Raw genomic sequence first — 18,180 nt, 5'->3', positions numbered from 1 at the left:
GCGCAGCTAGGCTGCTTCCGGCACATAATGTAAAGTTAGAAGCTCTGATCGCTGGCAAGGAGCGACCGCGTATGGTCGTCCATCATCGCCGCTGAATTCGACGAGCACCGTCTCGTTGTCGAGCTCTTCGACGATTGTGCCGACGTTTCCTCGCGCCAACCGGTTCTCCGGGAGGTTAGTCAGCAATGCAACGACGTCCAGCACCGTCGGCGTTCGATTTTTCCTACCGCTTACTGCGCTCATCATAGCACCCAACAGGTGACGAATGTCGGCCGGTCGTCACCGGCCCGTATGATCTAAGCCGTTCTTACCACAGCCTGCTTCCGATGTCGCCTGAGTAGCACGTCCATGCGCCAGTGACTGCCCCAACGATCTGTCGCAATCTGGGACGCATCGCCCGAAAGTGCAGCATCAAGCAGCGCATCGCGAAGCCAGGGTGCATCTTCCTGTTGGAGACCGAGCGCGTCGCTGAAAACCCTCGCTTTATGTCGGCCGCGCGGATGCAAGGGATTTAGGCAGTAACCGTCGATCTTCCGAATGTCGATAGTAGCGTTCTTGCCATTCGGAATGCGCAACGTCATGGCAACTTCATCTCGCTCCCGTTCAATCTCACTCCGCCGCAGGATGCACGACGCCCTTCGGCGCCGATGCCGCCTCTCCGGGCGCCGCGCCGGAGGGCGGGACCGCATGATGATCGACGGTCTCCGCGTCCTCGCTGTGCACGATCAGCCGCTTGCCGAAGCGCCAGATCAGGGCGCCGAGATCGTCCATCACCATGAACATCGCGGGCACGAACACCAGCGACAGGATGGTGGAGAAGATCAGACCGCCGATCACCGCGAGCGCCATCGGTGAGCGGAACTCGCCGCCGGCGCCGACCGCGAGCGCGCTCGGCATCATGCCGGCGGCCATCGCGATCGTGGTCATCACGATCGGGCGGGCGCGCTTCATGCCGGCGTCGATCATCGCCTCGTCGCGCGGCTTGCCGTCGCGGATCGCCTCGATCGCGAACTCCACCAGCATGATCGCGTTCTTGGTGACGATGCCCATCAGCATCAGGATGCCGATCCACACCGGCGTGGTGAGCTGCTTGCCGGTGACGAGCAGTGCCGCAATCGCGCCGCCGATCGAGAGTGGTAGCGAGAACAGGATGGTGATCGGCTGCAGGAAGGTGCCGAACAGCAGCACCAGCACCGCATAGACCATCATCAGGCCGGCCGTGATCGCGGTGGCAAAGCCGTCGGACAGTTCGTTGAGGCTTTCGGCGTCGCCGGAGGGTGAGACCTTCACGCCCTTCGGGAGGCTCTTCATGACAGGCAGGTCGTAGATCTTCTTGGTGGCATCGCCGAGCGCCGCGGAGCCGACGAGGTCGGCGGCGACGGTGGCCTGCCGCTCGCGGTCGTAGCGGTTGATGCTGGTCGGACCCTGGTCGAGCTTGACGTCGGCGATGACCGAGAGCGGAACGCCACCCTTCTCGCCGTGCTCGCCGAGCGGCACGCGCAGCTGCTCCAGTGTCTTGAGATTGCCGCGCGCGGCGTCCTCGAGCTGCACCCGGATCGGGACCAGGCGGTCGCCGACGTCGAACTTGGCAAGCGCCGGGCCGACGTCGCCAATGGTTGCGACACGGATGGTCTGCGACAGGCTTTCGGTCGAGACGCCGAGCCTTGCGGCGAGATCGGCGCGCGGCTCGATGCGCAGCTCGGGACGCTCCAGCGAGGTCTCCGAGATCACGTTGGCGATGGTCGGAATCCGCTTCATTTGCGTCGCGAGCTCGCTGGCGACGTTGTTGACGATGTTGGCATCGACGCCGGTCACGACCAGCGAGATTGCGCGCAGGCCGTTCTCGTCCAGGAACCAGAAACGGATATCGGGAACGTTCTCCAGCTCCTGGCTGATCGAGAATTCAAGCTCGCGCTGGGTGATGTTGCGGTCGTTCTTGGGCGTGTAATTGATGATCAGGGCGGCGCGGCGAACTTCCTGGGTGCCCGGCGGGACGCGCCCGCCGTCGACGAAGATGCTCTTCACCTCGGCCCGCTTGCGCAGGCGTGCGACGATGTCCTCGGTGACCTTTTCGGTGTAGGCGAGCTGCGTGCCCGGCGGCAGTTCGAGGGCGAGCAGCGAGCGGGCGCTGTCTTGCGCCGGCAGGAAGCCCTGCGGCAGCAGCGTGATGCTCCAGATCGAGGCCGCGAAGATGCCGAAGCCGATCAGCACCGTGATGAAATAGTGCTTCACCGACCACGATACGAGGCCGTGATAGGTCCGCAGGATGCGGCCGGGCGGCGGCTCTTCATGATTGCCATGCTTGAGGAAGTAGGCCGCCAGCATGGGCGTCACGAAGCGCGCCGCGAGCAGCGAGAAGAACACCTGTACCGAGACCGTGATGCCGAACTGCTTGAAGAACTGTCCGGCGATGCCCGACATGAAGCTCGCGGGCGCGAAGATCGCGATGATGGTCAGCGAGATCGCGATCACGGCGAGGCCGATCTCGTCGGCGGCTTCCAGTGCTGCTCGATAGGGCGATTTGCCCATGTTCATGTGCCGTACGATGTTCTCGATCTCGACGATGGCATCGTCGACCAGAATACCTGTCGATAGCGTGATGGCGAGGAAGCTGACGAGGTTGAGGGAGAAGCCGAGGATGTCCATCGCCCAGAACGCTGGGAAGATCGACAGCGGCAGCGAGACTGCGGCAATGATGGTGGCGCGCAGGTCGCGCAGGAACAACAGCACGATGACCACGGCGAGGATGGCGCCCTCGAACAGGGTCGAGATCGCCGCCTCGTAGTTGCCGTTGGTGTATTCGACGGAGGTGTCGATCAGCTTGAGGTCGACATCGGGATAAGCCGCCTTGAGCGCGTCGATGCGCTTCTGCACGGCTTCGGCGACCTTCACGTCGCTAGCACCCTTGGAACGCTTGATGCCGAGCGCGACCACCGGCTCGCCGTTGAAGCGGGCGAAGGTGCGGCGGTCGGCGATGGTATCGGTGACGGTGCCGAGATCGTCCAACCGGACCTCGCCGCCGCCGAACAGCGGGACCATGGTGCCGGCAAGGTCGCTGAGCGTCTTGGCGCCGGCCAGGGTCCGGATCGCCTGGTCGTTCTTGCCGATTTCGGCGCGGCCGCCGGCGACGTCGACATTGGTACCGCGCAGGCTCTGGCTGACATTGACGGCGGTCAGCCCCATCGCCTGCAGGCGATCGGGATCGAGCGAGACCAGGATCTCGCGCTCGACGCCGCCGATGCGCTCGACCTGGGCGACGCCGCGCACGCCTTGTAGCGCGCGCTTGACCACGTCGTCGACGAAATAGGAGAGCTGCTCGGGCGTCTTGCCGGGCGAGATCGCGGCATAGGTGACGATCGGCAGGCCGATCACGTCGACGCGCTGGATCAGCGGCTCGGTGACGTTCTGCGGCAGGTTCGAGCGCACGCGCGTCACCGCGTCCTTGACGTCATTGAGTGCGCGGTCGGTATTGGTCTCAAGCGCGAACTGGATGGTGGTGACCGACACGCCGTCGGTGATCGAGGAGGTGATGTGCCGCACGCCCTCGACGCCGGAGACGGCGTCTTCAACCGTCTTGGTGACCTGGGATTCGAGCTCCGCGGGCGCGGCGCCGAACTGCGCCACCGCGACCGAGATCACGGGAATGTCGGCAGAGGGCAGTCGCGTGATCGCGAGCTTGGTGAAGGACGTCCAGCCGAGGATCAGCAGGATGATCGAGAAGACCACCGACGGCAGCGGATTGCGGATCGACCATGCCGAGATATTGAGAGCCATCAGCGTACCCGCGTGCGATCGAGTTCATCGGCGAACATGGTCTTGATCTGGTCGCCGTCATGGAGCGAAGAGCCGGCATCGGCCACGACGATTTCGCCGACGTCGACCCCTTCAAGGATTTCGGTTTGGCTGTCGGATGTTAGCCCGACGCGCACCCGGCGTGTCTCGATGGTGTTGCCTTTGACCACCTGCACGGTGAGATGGTCGATCGCCGTCTTGGGAACCGCGACGCCGCAGCTTCGCTTGGCGTCGATCGAGGCACGGGCAAACACGCCGACCTTCAGCGACGGATTGTTGGTGACGCTGATGCGGACGCGGCCGAGCTGCGTGGCGCGGTCGATCTCGGGAGCAACCAGCCGGACCCGGCCGATCAGATCGGCGGCGTCGTCCCGGCTGATCCGCACCGTCGCACCGGGGCTGAGTTTTGGCATGTGCACGGCCGGAACCTGTGCATCCAGCTCGATCTCGTTGTTCACGGCGATGCGGAACATCGGTCCCGCCTGAGGCGAGGCCGGCGCGCCGACAATGGTCCGCACTTCCGTGATGAGACCCGGCGCGGGCGCCTTCAGCGAGATCGGACCCTGCGGGCCCGGCCTTTGCGGCTGGCCCGGGATCTGCGGCGGCGCTGTCAGGCGTGCCAGCTCCTGGTTGTCGGTGACGACAGCGCCTTCAGTGACGAAGAGGTCGGTGACCTTCGATCCTTCCTGGTCGGCCATGACCACGGCCTCGCGCCTCGGCACGAAGAAGCCGGTGACGCGTACCAGATCGGAGAAGCAGGCATTGGTCGACTTCGTCACGATGACGAGCGCCTCGCCCGGCGTCTCCTTCGCCTCGGGGCGATGCCGATGCTCGAACCAGTAATAGCCGACGCCGAGCGCAAGGATAAACGCCACGGTTCCCGCAGGCTTGATATATTCGGAGATGTTCATCGCCGGATCATCCTGGCCTGGCTCGGGGTTGCTGGGAACGTTTCCCTTAAACGAAGCGGCGTCCCGCAGGGCTGCGGGACGCGCGCCGGGAGCAAGACGTTACACCACATCACGACTTGTCACTTCAACGGATTACGTCGTGGTCACTTCGATGCGGTAGTCTTGTTTTCCATGTTCACGACCTGCACGCGGCGGTTCACCTCGGCCATCGGCTGGCTCGGATCCTTCAGCTTGCTCTTGCCGTAGCCGACGGTGACGAGGTCGGCTGCTGCGATGCTGTACTTCTCGACAAGGTAGCGCTTGATCGAATCCGCGCGGCGTTCCGACAGCTCCTGATTGTAGCCCTCGCCGCCGGCGGCGTCGGTGTGGCCGGCGACTACGAAGGTCGAGCCCTTCAGGTCGGGGCTGGTCAGCGCGCGGCCCAGCGCCTGCACCGAAGGCAGCGACTTGGTGCTGATGTCGGCCGAGTTGTAGTCGAAGGTGATTTCGAGATCGATATTCGGCTTGTCCTTGGCGGCGGAGGCGATTTCCTCACGCTCGGTCGACGACAGCGAGCGCGTGGCGCGGCCGCGGACGGACTGGATCAGCTTGGTTTCCGCCGGGTTCGGCGCCGGATCGGCCTGCGGGGCAATCGAGAGGCCGCGGGTCAGGGGCTTCTTCGGCGGCGGCGCCAGCGCGCGGACGATCTCGTCCTCGGTAACGTTCTTGCTGTTGCCGTCGTCGCCGGCGAAGGCGGGCGGGAGTGTCAGCGACAGCGCGGCGCCGATGGTAATGACGGAGAGGATTGCGGTCAGTCCCTTTGCAGCCAATCTCATTGCCAGTCCCTCCAGCGCGAGCCCGCGCGGTTCCAAAATTCCTGCAAATGGCCCCCACGGCAAGGCCGCCTGCGGCGTCCGTTCGGTTAGTCTTTGCCGGGCCGCCACGGGTTCGAGGCGCCGCTGGCCTCAAATCAAAAAATATCAACGCACTCCGTAACTTGCGAATTCCTGCGCGATGTTCGGATCCATCGCCTTGGCATTGGCGAGGTCGAGCGCGCCTTCCTGGGCCGAGCCGTTGCGCTGCTTGGCGATCCCCCGTCCAAAGAGTGAGGAGGTCAGCCGCGGGTTGATCTTCAGTGCGGCGTCGAAATCGGCGATGGCATTCTTCACCGCTCCGGATTTGAGGTTCACCAGCCCCCGGCTGTCCAGCGCATCGACGAAATTCGGCCGTAGCCGCAGCGCCTCGTTGCAATCCTTCAGCGCGGCCTGGAGGTCGCCGACCACGGCACGGGTCCAGCAGCGGTTGTTCAGCGCCTCGACGTCCTTCGCATTGATCCGGAGCGTGTCGTCAAAATCCCTGATGGCGAGGCTGTAGGCCCCTTTGCTGGCATAGACCTGGCCGCGCCGGTACAGCGCATTCACGTCGTCCGGATTGGTGGCGATCTTGGCCGTCAGGCCCTTGATGGTGGGATCCTCAGCCAGCACGGCCGCGCTCGGCCCGCCATCCGCGTTCGGCGCCGGAGCTGGCTCGGCCGGTTTGACCGGCGCTTGCGGCGGAGGCAGCGCGGCCTCAACCTGCGGCTTCGGTGCCGGCGGCGGTGACGGAGATGCAGGCGGCGCCGGCGGATTGTTCGCAGCCACAGGTGGTGCTGGCGGGGCGGGCGGAGCCGGAGGCGGGTTGTTGGCGACCGCAGCCGGCGGCGGTGCGGGAGGCGCCGGTGGCGGGGTCGCCGCTGTCGGGCGCGATCCCGCGGCCCCCGGAATGAACGAGAAATCCTCGGCGAGCGAGGACGAGATCCACGGCACCTGCTCGCCGCGCGAGGCGCGGGTGACGCCCATCTTGGTGCGGTTCAGCGTCTCCTCCGCCATCAGGTCGGGGACGCGGATTTCCTTGAGCAGTTCCTGAACAAAGAGGCTGTGGTCGCCTCCGGCGTCCGACACCACGGACGCCAGCGCCGCCGAATACATCACCAGCGTGCCGTTCGGCGCGATGACCGGGGTCAGACCCGCCGAAAAGCTGCGGAACCGCCGTTCGAACGGGTTGCGCCTGCTGGCATCGATCAGCGCGATCTTGACGCCGGCGCCACGGGTGTTGAGCTCGCCCAGGATCGCTTCGATGCTGAAACCGTCGCGACGGACGTCGGACTCGGTCCAGATCTGTGCGTCGACCGGGATCATGTAGCTCTGGCGTGCCGACTGGATGCCGAACCCGCTGTAGAAGATCAGCGCCACCGAGCCCGGCTTGATCTTGCCATAGAGCTTGTCGAAGGCGCGGCGCATGCCATCGCCGGTCAGGTTTTCGCCGACCTCGACCGAAAAGCCGTCGCGCTTGAGCTCGTCGGCGACATCGCGGCTGTCGTTGATCGGCTCCTTCAGCGGAGTGTCCGCGTCCGGATATTTGGCATTGCCGATGACCAGACCGTAGCGGTCGCCGGCCGCGTGCGACGGGGCGGTCGGGATGAGCGAGACAAGCAATGGCAGAAGAAAAAGCAGGCGAATTTTCATAATCAGCGCGGTCCAGCCAAAAAGGCGCCGTTACCAGCTTGCGCCGCGGCGACCTTAACTTACGCAATGTGCATTATCAAACCGGGGAGTCGGGGCGTCAACCGCTTGGAGATTCGGCACTATCGCGACAATTGACCGCGATGTACGGGCCGGCGGCGAGGGGAATAAGTCGGCGGTCACGGCTCTACTCGACGCATTCTCGTTCAGGGTTCCTGCTGTCACGTTAGGCCGGTACTCGCGACCAAAATGTGATTGGTCTCACATTGCGCCCTGCGTCCGCCGCAGGCGTTTGACCTTTGCTGCGGGCAATGGCTTGGTGCGCGGCAGGTCCATTCAGAAAAAGCAAAAGCCGGGATCAAAGTCATGGGAAACGCCTACGAGATCTATGCTCTGCGTTATGCGACCATGTCGCCGCGCACCCCCAGCATGAATTTTCTGGCGCCCGACCCGCATGATAGCGCCGCGCAGGATCTCGACTACTTCGTTTGGCTGATCCGAGGGCAGGGCCGCGATATTCTGGTCGATACCGGCTTCAATGCCGAGGAGGCGACCTCGCGCGCGCGCAAGCTGACGCTCAATCCGGTCGATGCGCTGGAGCGTTTTGGCGTTGCCGCATCGAGCATTCGCGACATTATTGTGACGCATCTGCATTACGATCACGCCGGCAATCTCGACCGCTTCCCGAACGCGCGCTTCCATCTCCAGGAGCGCGAGATGGCTTACGCCACCGGCCGCTGCATGTGCAACGGACTGCTGCGACATCCATTCTCGGTCGAGCACGTCACCCAGATGGTGCGCCATGTCTATCGCGAGCGCGTCCATTTCTATTCCGGCGACGGCGAGGTCGCGCCTGGTGTCACCGTGCACCGTGTCGGCGGCCATTCCGACGGCTTGCAGGTGGTCAAGGCCGAGACCGCGCGCGGTCCGGTGGTGCTGGCGTCCGACGCTGCGCATTACTACGCCAATCTGCAGCGCCGTAGCCCGTTCCCGATCGTCTACAATGTCGGCGACATGGCCGTGGGCTGGGAGACGATCGAACGTCTCGCCGGCGATCCCGACCGCTATATTCCCGGCCACGATCCGATCGTGACTGAGATCTATCCGCGAGCGAGCGACAAGGTCGACGCCTGGGCGCTGCATTTGCCGCCGACGCGGTCGTTTGCGAAGTGATTAATACGCCTGCTTGGCGTCGGCCTCTTCGCTGGTCTGGATCAGGTCGAGGCTATCCTCGATCTTGCCGAGCAGCGTGGAGAGCTGCTTGCGTTCCTGTGCGGAGAGGCAGGCGAGGATCTCGTCTTCCCGCAGCAGCAATTGCGGGAACAGCTCCTCGTAAAGCGCGCGGCCCTTCTTCGTCAGCTGCAGGCGGAATTCGCGGCGGTCGGCTTCGTTCTCGACCCGCTCGATCAGGTCGTCATGCAGCAGCGCCGTCACCGCGCGGCTGATGGTGGATTTGTGCGTGCGGGTGCATTGGGAGATGTATTGCGCGCTACAGGCATCGTTGCGGAAGCCGAGCGTGGCCATCACGCGCCAGGCCGGAATGTCGAGGCCGTGACGTTCCTGATATTCGACCGCGAGCGCGGAACTGACCTCCGCTGCCAGCCGGTTGAGGCGGAACGGCACGAATCTGAACAGATCGAGCCGCGACTTGGGTCGCGCCTTGGGCCGCGATGAAGCCTCGTCGGCTTGCCGTGTCTTCAACGCGATGTCGCTGGATGTCCTCGCCAAGAAGAGCGCTCCGAATTCCAGTTGACGGCCGGCCGGCTCCGGTCCAAAATAGTTGCACGTGAGACTATCTAGCAGGTCGGTCCTCTCCTGACCAGAGCCGAGGTTAGTGTATGGCAGGCGCCAATACGCATCAGGCCAAAACCCAGTTCGGCTATCGCCGCCACTCCGACCAGGACCGCCCCGGCCAAAATCCGGCCGAGCATCCGGTCGTGGTCGTCGGCGCAGGGCCCGTCGGGCTGTCGCTGGCGATCGATCTCGCCCAGCGCGGCCAGCGCGTCGTCCTTCTGGATGATGCCGACCGCATCGGCGAGGGCTCGCGCGCGATCTGCTTCTCGAAGCGCTCGCTGGAATATTGGGACCGGCTCGGCGTTGCCGACCGCATGGTCGACAAGGGCGTCGTGTGGAGCGTCGGCCGTATCTTTCACGGCGAGTCTCAGCTCTATCAGTTCAACCTGCTGCCCGAGGACGGTCACAAGCGGCCGGCCTTCATCAATCTCCAGCAATATTACGCCGAGGCCTATCTGGTCGATCGCATCGGCGATCTGCCAGGGATCGACCTGCGCTGGCGCAACAAGGTGACGGCGGTCGAGCAACGCAACGATTCCGTTGCGCTGACGATCGAGACGCCCGAAGGCGCCCATCGCCTGCATGGGCAATATGTCGTCGCCTGCGACGGTGCGCGGTCCTCGCTGCGGCAGATGGTCGGCGCCGAGTTCGCCGGACAGGTGTTCGAGGATCAGTTCCTGATCGCCGACGTCAAGATGACGGCGGAGTTTCCGACGGAGCGCTGGTTCTGGTTCGATCCGCCGTTTCATGCCGGACGTTCGGCGTTGCTGCACCGGCAGCCCGACGATGTCTGGCGCATCGATCTCCAGCTCAGCCGTGATGCCGATCCCGTCGTCGAGAAGAAGCCTGAGAACGTGCGGCCACGGCTCGCGCGGATGCTCGGCCACGACAAGTTCGAGTTCGAGTGGATCTCGCTCTACAAATTCCAGTGCCGACGCATGGATCGCTTCATCCACGGCCGCGTGATTTTTGCGGGCGATTCTGCACACCAGGTCTCGCCCTTCGGCGCGCGTGGGGCGAACTCGGGACTCGAGGACGCCGAAAACCTGTCCTGGAAGCTCGACCGCGTGCTGCGCGGCACCTCGCCCGCAAGCCTGCTCGAAAGCTACCATGTCGAGCGCAGCGGGGCTGCCGACGAGAATATCCGCGAATCCACCCGCTCGACCGATTTCATGGCGCCGAACTCGCATCAGGAAGCCCGGCTGCGCCAGGCGGTGCTGTCGCTCGCCAAGGAAACCGAGTTCGGCAAGCGCATGGTCAATGGCGGCCGGCTGTCGGTGCCATGCAGCTATGACTCGCCGCTGTCGTCACCCGATGCCGACGCGTGGGATGCTGGCCCGCGGCCCGGCTGTTCCATGCTCGACGCCCCTGTGGCGGGCCAAGCCTATCTGACCGATGCGTTCCGCCAGGATGGAACTGATTTCACTTTGCTGTCGTTCAGCAATGGCGCAGCGATTGATGCACCCGATGGCGTGAAGGATATTCTTATCGGCGGCGAGAGCGGACTTGCCGATCCCTCGGGCCTCGTCGCCAAGCGCTATGATGCCGAGCCGGGCTCCGCTTATCTGCTCAGGCCCGACGGCTACGTCGCAGCGCGCTTCCGCCATCCGACGCGTGAGGCGATCACGGCCGCGCTATCGCGAGCAGCAGGTCTGAATTGAGGTTGATATGCCGCTTTCCACCAGCTCCAATTTTGCGCTGCCCGACGATGCCTTTCGCGCCATCGTCGAGGCTCATCGCGGCCTCACCGACGAGCAGAGCGCGGATTTCGACGCGGCGCTGGTGCTGATCCTCGCCAACCATATCGGCGATATCGACGTGCTGCGGGAAGCGCTCGTGCTGGCGAAACGCCGCATGATCGACGGCCAGCAGCAACAACAGCAGCAACAGTAACCCAAGACTTGAGGATGAACTGATGGCGAAGAATTTCGCATCCACCGGCGATCTCTCCGAGAAGAAGATCACCTTCTCCGAGATCGGCGCCGATCTCTACGCGTTCACCGCCGAAGGCGATCCGAACACGGCGATCATCGTCGGCGACGACGGCTGCCTCGTGTTCGACGCGCAGTCGACGCCCGCAATGGCCAACAAGGTGATCGAGCGTGTGCGCACCGTCACCGACAAGCCGATCAAATATGTCGTGCTGTCGCATTATCACGCCGTGCGCGTGCTCGGCGCCTCCGCCTACAAGGCGCAGGGAATCGTCGCCTCGCAGGAGACTTATCGTCTGATCGAGGAACGTGGTCAGCAGGATTGGGATTCCGAGTATGGCCGTTTTCCCCGCCTGTTCCAGGATGCCCAAAGCATTCCCGGCCTGACCTGGCCGACGCTGACCTTCGAAGGCGAGATGTCGATCTATCTCGGCAAGCGCGAGGTGCGGCTGATGCAGCTCGGTGCCGGCCACACCTCCGGCGACATCGTCGCCTGGGTGCCGGATGCCGAGGTGATGTTCTCCGGCGATCTCATCGAATATCACTCGGCCTGCTATTGCGGTGATGCGCATCTGCGCGAATGGCCGCTGACGCTGAACGAGATCCGCAATTTCAATCCCAAGGCGATCGCGCCGGGCCGCGGCGATGCGCTCAAGGGCACAGCCACCGTGCGCGAGGCCATCGCCATGACACGCGACTTCGTCACCTCGCTCTATGGCGCGGCCGAAGTCTCGGTCGCCAAGGGGCGCACGCTGAAGGAATCGATGGCCGCGACGCGCGAAGTGATGGACCCGAAATTTCACAGTTTTGCCATCTACGAGCACTGCCTGCCATTCAATGTGTCGCGCGCCTATGACGAAGCATCGGGAATCGACGACCCCGTGATCTGGACCGACAAGCGAGACCAGGAAATGTGGGCGGCCCTGCAAGGAGGAGGATAGTCATGAACGTCAATACCTCACCCGATCAGATCATCCGCAGCTCGGCGCAGGTGACGCCGGGCTACATGTCCGGATTCGGCAACAGTTTTGAGACCGAAGCGCTGCCTGGCGCGCTGCCGATCGGGCGCAACTCGCCGCAGCGTTGCGCCTACGGCCTCTATGCCGAACAGCTCTCGGGCTCGCCCTTCACCGCGCCGCGCGGCACCAACGAGCGCTCCTGGCTCTATCGCATCCGCCCCTCGGTGAAGCACTCCGGCCGCTTCGAGAAGGCCGATGCCGGTCTGTGGCGCTCGGCGCCGTGCCACGAGAACGATTTGCCGATCGCGCAACTGCGCTGGGATCCGGCGCCGCTGCCGAAGGAGGACATGACCTTCCTCCAGGGCGTGCAGACCATGACGACCGCCGGTGACGTCAATACGCAGGCCGGCATGGCCGCGCATGTCTATCTCATCACCAAGTCGATGGTGGACCAGCATTTCTACAATGCCGACGGCGAGTTGATGTTCGTGCTCCAGCAGGGCAATCTTCGCGTCGTCACGGAATTCGGCCGCATCGACGCTGAGCCCGGCGAGATCGTCGTGATCCCGCGCGGCGTGAAATTCCGTGTCGAGATTCCAAATGGTCCGGCGCGCGGCTATCTCTGCGAAAACTATGGCGGCGCCTTCACGCTGCCGGAGCGCGGGCCGATCGGCGCCAACTGTCTTGCGAACGCGCGGGACTTCCTGACGCCGGTCGCGCACTATGAGGACATGGACAGGCCGACAGAGCTGTTCGTGAAATGGGGCGGCTCGCTGTTCAAGACGCAGCTCGCCCATTCGCCGATCGACGTCGTCGCCTGGCACGGCAATTACGCGCCCTACAAATACGATCTGCGCACCTTCTCGCCGGTCGGCGCGATTGGTTTCGACCACCCCGATCCCTCGATCTTCACGGTGCTGACGTCGCCCTCGGAGACCGCGGGCACCGCGAATATCGACTTCGTCATCTTCCCCGAGCGCTGGCTGGTCGCAGAAAACACCTTCCGTCCGCCCTGGTATCACATGAACATCATGAGCGAGTTCATGGGTCTGATCTACGGCGTCTACGACGCCAAGCCGCAGGGCTTCGTCCCAGGCGGCATCAGCCTGCACAATTGCATGCTACCGCACGGCCCCGATCGCGACGCCTTCGAGCACGCCAGCAATGGCGAGCTGGAGCCGGTCAAGCTCACGGGCACCATGGCCTTCATGTTCGAGACCCGCTACCCGCAGCGCGTGACAGCGCATGCCGCGAATGCGTCGACGCTGCAGGACGATTACGCGGATTGCTGGAAGGGCCTGGAGAAGCGGTTCGATCCGAACCGGCCGTGACCGTCCAACTATGTCGCCGTCATGCCCGGGCTTGTCCCGGGCATCCACGTCTTGATGCGCAGAGGAAAGATCGTGGATGGCCGGGACAAGCCCGGCCATGACGGTCTCAAGTCCGGAGATTCATGTGCCCCACCCCAACGATCCCAGCCTCCGTTCCTTCATCGAGGTCGACCCCGCCTCCGACTTCCCGATCCAGAACCTGCCCTATGGCGTGTTCTCGACCGCGCGTAATCCGACGCCGCGCGGTGGCGTTGCGATCGGCAACTATGTGCTCGATCTCTGGGAGCTCGAGCAGGACTCGCGGCTCGATGTCGGTCCGCTCGGCGTGTTCTCCGGCCCTTCGCTCAATCCCTTCATGGCGCTCGGGCCAAAAGTCTGGACCGGGACGCGGGCGCGCATCAGCGAGCTGCTGCGCCACGATCATCCGGAGCTGCGCGACAATGAGGAGCTGCGCAAGCAGGCGCTGGTGCCGATGCGCGAGGTGATACTGCATCTGCCGTTCGCGGTCTCCGGCTATACCGACTTCTATTCGTCGAAAGAGCACGCCACCAATGTCGGCGTGATGTTCCGCGGCAAGGATAATGCGCTGCAGCCGAACTGGCTGCACATGCCGATCGGCTATAACGGCCGCGCGTCCACCGTCGTGGTCTCGGGCACCAAGGTGAAGCGGCCGCGCGGGCAGTTGAAGCCGCCGAATGCGGAAGTGCCGAGTTTTGGCCCGTGCAAGCGGCTCGATTTCGAGCTGGAGATGGGCGTCGTGGTCGGCCAGCCCTCAGCCATGGGCGGTATGCTCACCGAGCAACAGGCCGAAGAGATGATCTTCGGCTTCGTGCTGCTCAACGACTGGAGCGCGCGCGACATCCAGCAATGGGAATATGTGCCGCTCGGCCCGTTCCTGGCGAAAGCGTTCGCGACCTCGATCAGCCCGTGGGTGGTGACGCGCGAAGCACTGGAGCCGTTCCGCCTGAAGGGGCCGACGCAGGAGCCGGAGCCGCTCGATTATCTCAAGCAGGCAAAGCCGCAGAATTACGATCTGGAGCTCGACGTCTCCTTGCATGGCGCCGGCGCCAATGCGCCTGCCGGCATCAGCCGGACAAACTTCAAGTATATGTACTGGTCCTCGGTGCAGCAGCTGATGCATCACGCCTCCTCTGGCTGCGCGATGAATGTCGGCGATCTCCTCGGCAGCGGCACCATTTCCGGCCCTGAGAAGAACCAGCGCGGCAGCTTGCTGGAGATCAGCTGGAACGGCACTGAGCCAGTGGAATTGCCCGGCGGCGTCAAACGCTCGTTCCTGGAAGACGGCGACAGCATTGTCATGCGCGGCTGGTGCCAGGGGAATGGTTATCGCGTCGGGTTCGGCGAGGTCGAGGGGACGATTGTGCCGGCGGAGTGAATTCCGTTATCGCGACAAACTCCGTCATTGCGAGCGCAGCGAAGCAATCCAGAATCTCTCCGCAGCGGCAGTCTGGATTGCTTCGTCGCATCAGCGCAAAATTGCTTCGCAATTTTGTCGCGAGCTCCTCGCAATGACGTGGAGAGAGCTCAGCGCTTCTCCGGCGGCACGCCCTTGACCCTCGCGCAGTGTGCTGCGACGTCGTCGAGGCTGTACTTCAAATGCACCCGCTTGTCGGACGGCGCCTGCTTGCTCGTGCATACGCCCGGGCGCCACTCCTGCGTCGGCCTGATCGGGCGCGGGGCAAAGCCGCCGCCGCAGTTCGGGCAGACGTTGGAGAGCTTTGTCTCCACGCAATCCGCACAGAACGTGCATTCATAGGAGCAGATCCGCGCATCCGTTGCATCAGGCGGCAGGTCGCGATCGCAATATTCGCAGTTCGGTCGAAGCTGGAGCGCCATGGGTCAATCTCCGAGAGCTGGCCGGGATCATCGCAGATCGCGCGCGCGGCGCGAATGGCGTAGTTCCCTCGATTTCAGCCAGCCTTCAAATCTTTCAGCGGCAGCTTGGAGCTTTCCTTCAGCCGGTCCAGCACGATCGAGGAGCGCACATGCGCCACGCTCTGGTGCGGCATCAGCACGTCGTTGACGAGGTTGGAGAGCCCTTTGAGATCGCGCAGCACGGCTTTCAGCACATAGTCGGCGTCGCCCGTGAGCGAATAGGCCTCCTGGATCTCGTCGATGCGGTTGACCAGCGCCCGGAAGCGTTTTGAATTGTCCGGCGAGTGGGTCGCAAGTCCCACCTGGATGAAGGCGATCACGCCGAAGCCTAGCGCCTCGCTGGAGAGGTCGGCGTGATAGCCAGCGATAATCTTCTCTTCCTCCAGCCGCATTCGCCGGCGCGAGCATTGCGAAGCCGAGAGGCCGGCTTGCTCGGCAAGCTCCTGGTTGGTGAGGCGGCCGTCATCCTGGAGTGCGCCCAGGATCTTGAGGTCGAAGGCATCCAGCGGAATCATGCGTCATTTGTCCATTTTGTGCACGGATCGTGCGTACGATAGCCAAAACGCGGTCCATTTGCACGCTCATTGCGCGTCCCGTGAAGGATAGTTCATCCCAGCAGCAGATTGGGAGAGCAGCATGGGTCCGTTTCCGCACGATGCACCGCCGGCCACGATCACAGCCGACAATCCGATGGGCACCGACGGCTTCGAGTTCGTCGAATATGCGCATCCCAATCCGCAAGAGCTGCATGACCTGTTCAAGCTGATGGGCTATGCGCCCGTCGCGCGGCACAAGACCAAGACAATCACGGTCTATCGCCAGGGCGACATCAACTATCTCGTCAACGAGGAGCCCGGCACCCACGGTTACGAGTTCGTCGCCGCACACGGCCCCTGCGCGCCGTCGATGGCGTTCCGCGTGGTCGATGCGAAGGTCGCGTATGACCGGGCGATTGCGCTCGGTGCGGAGCCAGCCGATGTGCCGTCCGCGCAGAAGACGCTCAACGTGCCCGCGATCAAGGGCATCGGCGGCAGCCTGCTCTATTTCGTCGACCGCTACGGTGCCAACGGCTCGGCCTATGATGCCGAGTTCGAGTGGCTAGGCGCACGCGATCCGCGGCCGGTCGGTGCGGGCCTGTTCTATCTCGATCACCTCACCCACAACGTCCATCGCGGCCGTATGGACGTCTGGACCGGCTTCTATGAAAAGTTGTTCAACTTCCGTCAGATCCGCTTCTTCGACATCGAGGGCCGCGCCTCGGGCCTGTTCTCGCGCGCGCTGACCAGCCCGGACGGCAAGATCCGGATTCCGATCAACGAGGACGCCGGCGACTCCGGCCAGATCGAGGAGTATCTGAAAATCTATCGCGGCGAAGGCATCCAGCACATCGCCTGCGGCTGCCGCGACATCTACCGCGCCATCGAAGGCCTGCGCGAAGCAGGCCTGCCGTTCATGCCGGCGCCGCCCGAGACCTATTTCGAACGCATCGATGCGCGCCTGCCCAAGCATGGCGAGGACGTCGCACGCTTGCAGAAGAACGGCATTCTCATCGACGGCGAGGGCGTGGTCGACGGTGGCCAGACCAAGGTGCTGCTGCAGATATTCTCGGCCAATGCGATCGGCCCGATCTTCTTCGAGTTCATCGAGCGCAAGGGCGACGACGGCTTTGGCGAGGGCAATTTCAAAGCCCTGTTCGAGTCGATCGAGGAGGATCAGATCCGGCGCGGGGTGTTGAAGGTGGAGGATGCGGCTTAGGCCGTCAGCCGCGCTGCTGTAGGGTGGGCAAAGCGTGAGCGTGCCCACCACCTCTACCGGATTCGTGGAGAGATGGTGGGCACGGCGCAAGAGCGCCTTTGCCCACCCTACAGGATCGTGCGACGGGGGTTACTTCGCCGCTTTCCACGCCTGCATCACCGCCGCGATCTCAGCGCCCTCCGGCTCGCGCACCACGGACGGCGTGCGCGAGAAGCGCGGCGCCGGTGCGGGCTGCTTCACGCCGTGGCGTTCGACGAACACGTTTCGCGCGACCATGTGTGGATGCTGCGTCGCTTCCGACATGGTCAGCACCGGCGCGAAGCAGATGTCGCTGCCTTCCATGATCTTGCACCAGTCCTCGCGCGTCTTGCTCTTGAACACGGCCTTCAGCTTCTCCTTCAGCGCGGGCCAGGCCTTGGGATCCATCTGCGCGTCGAAATCGGCATCTAGCAGGCCTGCGTGCTCGCGCAGCAGCGCGTAGAACTGCGGCTCGATCGAGCCGATCGAAACGAAATGGCCGCAGGCGCATTCATAGACGCCGTAAAAGTGGGCGCCGCCGTCGAGGAAGTTCCGGTTGCGACCTTCGGTCCAGCGGCCGAGCGTTTTCATGTCGAAGAAGAACGACATCAGCGATGCCGCGCCGTCGCACATCGCGGCGTCGACCACCTGGCCCTTGCCGGACCTCGAGGCTTCCAGCAGTGCGGCGAGCACGCCGACGACCAGATAGAGCGCCCCGCCGCCGAAATCGCCAACCAGGTTGAGCGGCGGCACCGGCGCTTCCTCAGGTCCGATCGCGGCGAGCGCACCGGTGATCGAGATGTAGTTGATGTCATGGCCGGCTGCATTCGCAAGCGGGCCTTCCTGGCCCCAACCGGTCATGCGGCCGTAGACGAGCTTTGGATTGCGCGCGAGCACGATATCGGGGCCAAGGCCGAGCCGTTCCATCACGCCGGGGCGAAAACCTTCGACCAGCGCGTCGGCGCTGGCGAGCAGGTCGAGCACCTGTGCGATGGACTCCTTGTCCTTGAGGTCGAGCTCGATCACCGTGCGACCGCGGCCCGCCACCGACTTCAGGCTCTTCTTGGCGCCGACGCGGTCGAGCGTGACGACATCGGCGCCCATGTCGGCCAGCATCATGCAGGCGAACGGGCCGGGTCCGATGCCGGCGAATTCGACGACGCGGAAGCCCGCGAGCGGGCCTGAAGTGCCGACGGATGTGTTCTTGGCGGGTTTGTCGAGCACGGGTTTTGTTTTCCTTGGGTCGCGGGCGGCGGATGCCGATTGGTCGGCAGCCGCGCCGGACGTTCCTCTCTGGGGCGAGTTAATTGGCT

17 protein-coding genes are annotated in these 18,180 nt (G+C 64.0%); 7 read left to right on the top strand and 10 right to left on the bottom strand.

Annotation, left to right across the window (positions count from 1 at the left end; genetic code table 11):
- Positions 1-6 precede the first annotated feature (6 nt).
- The 6 genes from FXB38_RS45180 to FXB38_RS37010 form a co-directional block, all read right to left on the bottom strand.
- Complete coding sequence (locus FXB38_RS45180) at positions 7-243, bottom strand: DUF4926 domain-containing protein (protein ID WP_148755871.1); 237 nt, start codon at positions 241-243, stop codon at positions 7-9.
- A 53-nt stretch (positions 244-296) separates the two neighbouring features.
- Positions 297-581 (bottom strand): DUF6883 domain-containing protein, encoded by a 285-nt coding sequence (locus FXB38_RS45175; protein ID WP_354036260.1) that lies wholly within the window; start codon positions 579-581, stop codon positions 297-299.
- Positions 582-609: 28 nt separating this feature from the next.
- Entirely contained in the window at positions 610-3,774 is a 3,165-nt protein-coding gene (locus FXB38_RS37025; protein WP_148755870.1) for an efflux RND transporter permease subunit, read from the bottom strand.
- On the bottom strand, positions 3,774-4,703 hold the full coding sequence (locus tag FXB38_RS37020; RefSeq protein ID WP_148755869.1) for an RND family efflux transporter: 930 nt from the start codon (positions 4,701-4,703) through the stop codon (positions 3,774-3,776). Before FXB38_RS37020 ends, FXB38_RS37025 begins: the two co-directional genes overlap by 1 nt.
- Positions 4,704-4,846: 143 nt before the next feature.
- The gene (locus FXB38_RS37015) at positions 4,847-5,518 is read right to left on the bottom strand and encodes an OmpA family protein (protein WP_187435409.1); all 672 of its coding nucleotides are present in this window, start codon (positions 5,516-5,518) and stop codon (positions 4,847-4,849) included.
- Between the two features lie 144 nt (positions 5,519-5,662).
- The gene (locus FXB38_RS37010) at positions 5,663-7,186 is read right to left on the bottom strand and encodes a caspase family protein (RefSeq protein ID WP_148755867.1); all 1,524 of its coding nucleotides are present in this window, start codon (positions 7,184-7,186) and stop codon (positions 5,663-5,665) included.
- 363 nt (positions 7,187-7,549) lie between these two features.
- Here FXB38_RS37010 and FXB38_RS37005 point away from each other — a divergent pair, with 363 nt between their 5' ends.
- On the top strand, positions 7,550-8,356 hold the full coding sequence (locus tag FXB38_RS37005; protein WP_148755866.1) for an N-acyl homoserine lactonase family protein: 807 nt from the start codon (positions 7,550-7,552) through the stop codon (positions 8,354-8,356).
- Here FXB38_RS37005 and FXB38_RS37000 read toward each other — a convergent pair whose 3' ends face one another.
- Positions 8,357-8,911 carry a MarR family winged helix-turn-helix transcriptional regulator gene (locus tag FXB38_RS37000; protein ID WP_148755865.1) on the bottom strand — a complete coding sequence of 185 codons (555 nt, stop codon included), beginning with the start codon at positions 8,909-8,911 and terminating at the stop codon, positions 8,357-8,359.
- Positions 8,912-9,021: 110 nt separating this feature from the next.
- Between FXB38_RS37000 and FXB38_RS36995 the strand changes: the two genes are divergently transcribed.
- The 5 genes from FXB38_RS36995 (at position 9,022) to fahA (ending at position 14,594) form a co-directional block, all read left to right on the top strand.
- A complete protein-coding gene (locus tag FXB38_RS36995) occupies positions 9,022-10,638 on the top strand; it encodes an FAD-dependent oxidoreductase (RefSeq protein WP_148755864.1) in 1,617 nt (538 codons plus the stop codon).
- A 7-nt stretch (positions 10,639-10,645) separates the two neighbouring features.
- On the top strand, positions 10,646-10,870 hold the full coding sequence (locus FXB38_RS36990; protein ID WP_148755863.1) for a DUF2783 domain-containing protein: 225 nt from the start codon (positions 10,646-10,648) through the stop codon (positions 10,868-10,870).
- A 22-nt stretch (positions 10,871-10,892) separates the two neighbouring features.
- Positions 10,893-11,849: an MBL fold metallo-hydrolase gene (locus FXB38_RS36985; RefSeq protein ID WP_148755862.1), complete on the top strand. Its 957-nt coding sequence runs from the start codon at positions 10,893-10,895 to the stop codon at positions 11,847-11,849.
- Positions 11,850-11,851: 2 nt separating this feature from the next.
- Positions 11,852-13,198: a homogentisate 1,2-dioxygenase gene (hmgA, locus tag FXB38_RS36980; protein WP_187435408.1), complete on the top strand. Its 1,347-nt coding sequence runs from the start codon at positions 11,852-11,854 to the stop codon at positions 13,196-13,198.
- A 124-nt stretch (positions 13,199-13,322) separates the two neighbouring features.
- A complete protein-coding gene (fahA, locus tag FXB38_RS36975) occupies positions 13,323-14,594 on the top strand; it encodes a fumarylacetoacetase (protein ID WP_148755860.1) in 1,272 nt (423 codons plus the stop codon).
- A 149-nt stretch (positions 14,595-14,743) separates the two neighbouring features.
- Here the strand turns inward: fahA and FXB38_RS36970 are convergent, their stop codons facing one another.
- A complete protein-coding gene (locus FXB38_RS36970) occupies positions 14,744-15,055 on the bottom strand; it encodes a DUF1272 domain-containing protein (protein WP_148755859.1) in 312 nt (103 codons plus the stop codon).
- Positions 15,056-15,129: 74 nt separating this feature from the next.
- Positions 15,130-15,609, bottom strand: coding sequence for an Lrp/AsnC family transcriptional regulator (locus FXB38_RS36965; protein ID WP_148755858.1), 480 nt, complete (start codon positions 15,607-15,609; stop codon positions 15,130-15,132).
- A 121-nt stretch (positions 15,610-15,730) separates the two neighbouring features.
- On the opposite strand from FXB38_RS36965, the gene hppD reads away from it, so the two are divergent.
- Positions 15,731-16,849: a 4-hydroxyphenylpyruvate dioxygenase gene (gene hppD, locus FXB38_RS36960; RefSeq protein ID WP_148755857.1), complete on the top strand. Its 1,119-nt coding sequence runs from the start codon at positions 15,731-15,733 to the stop codon at positions 16,847-16,849.
- Between the two features lie 129 nt (positions 16,850-16,978).
- Here hppD and FXB38_RS36955 read toward each other — a convergent pair whose 3' ends face one another.
- Positions 16,979-18,091, bottom strand: a complete 1,113-nt coding sequence (locus FXB38_RS36955) for a CaiB/BaiF CoA transferase family protein (RefSeq protein WP_148755856.1) — start codon at positions 18,089-18,091, stop codon at positions 16,979-16,981.
- Positions 18,092-18,180: the final 89 nt, after the last annotated feature.

The sequence above is a fragment of the Bradyrhizobium cytisi genome (assembly GCF_008123515.1).
In the GTDB taxonomy this organism is placed as follows: domain Bacteria; phylum Pseudomonadota; class Alphaproteobacteria; order Rhizobiales; family Xanthobacteraceae; genus Bradyrhizobium; species Bradyrhizobium cytisi.
This window is presented reverse-complemented; position numbering and strand designations above follow the sequence as displayed.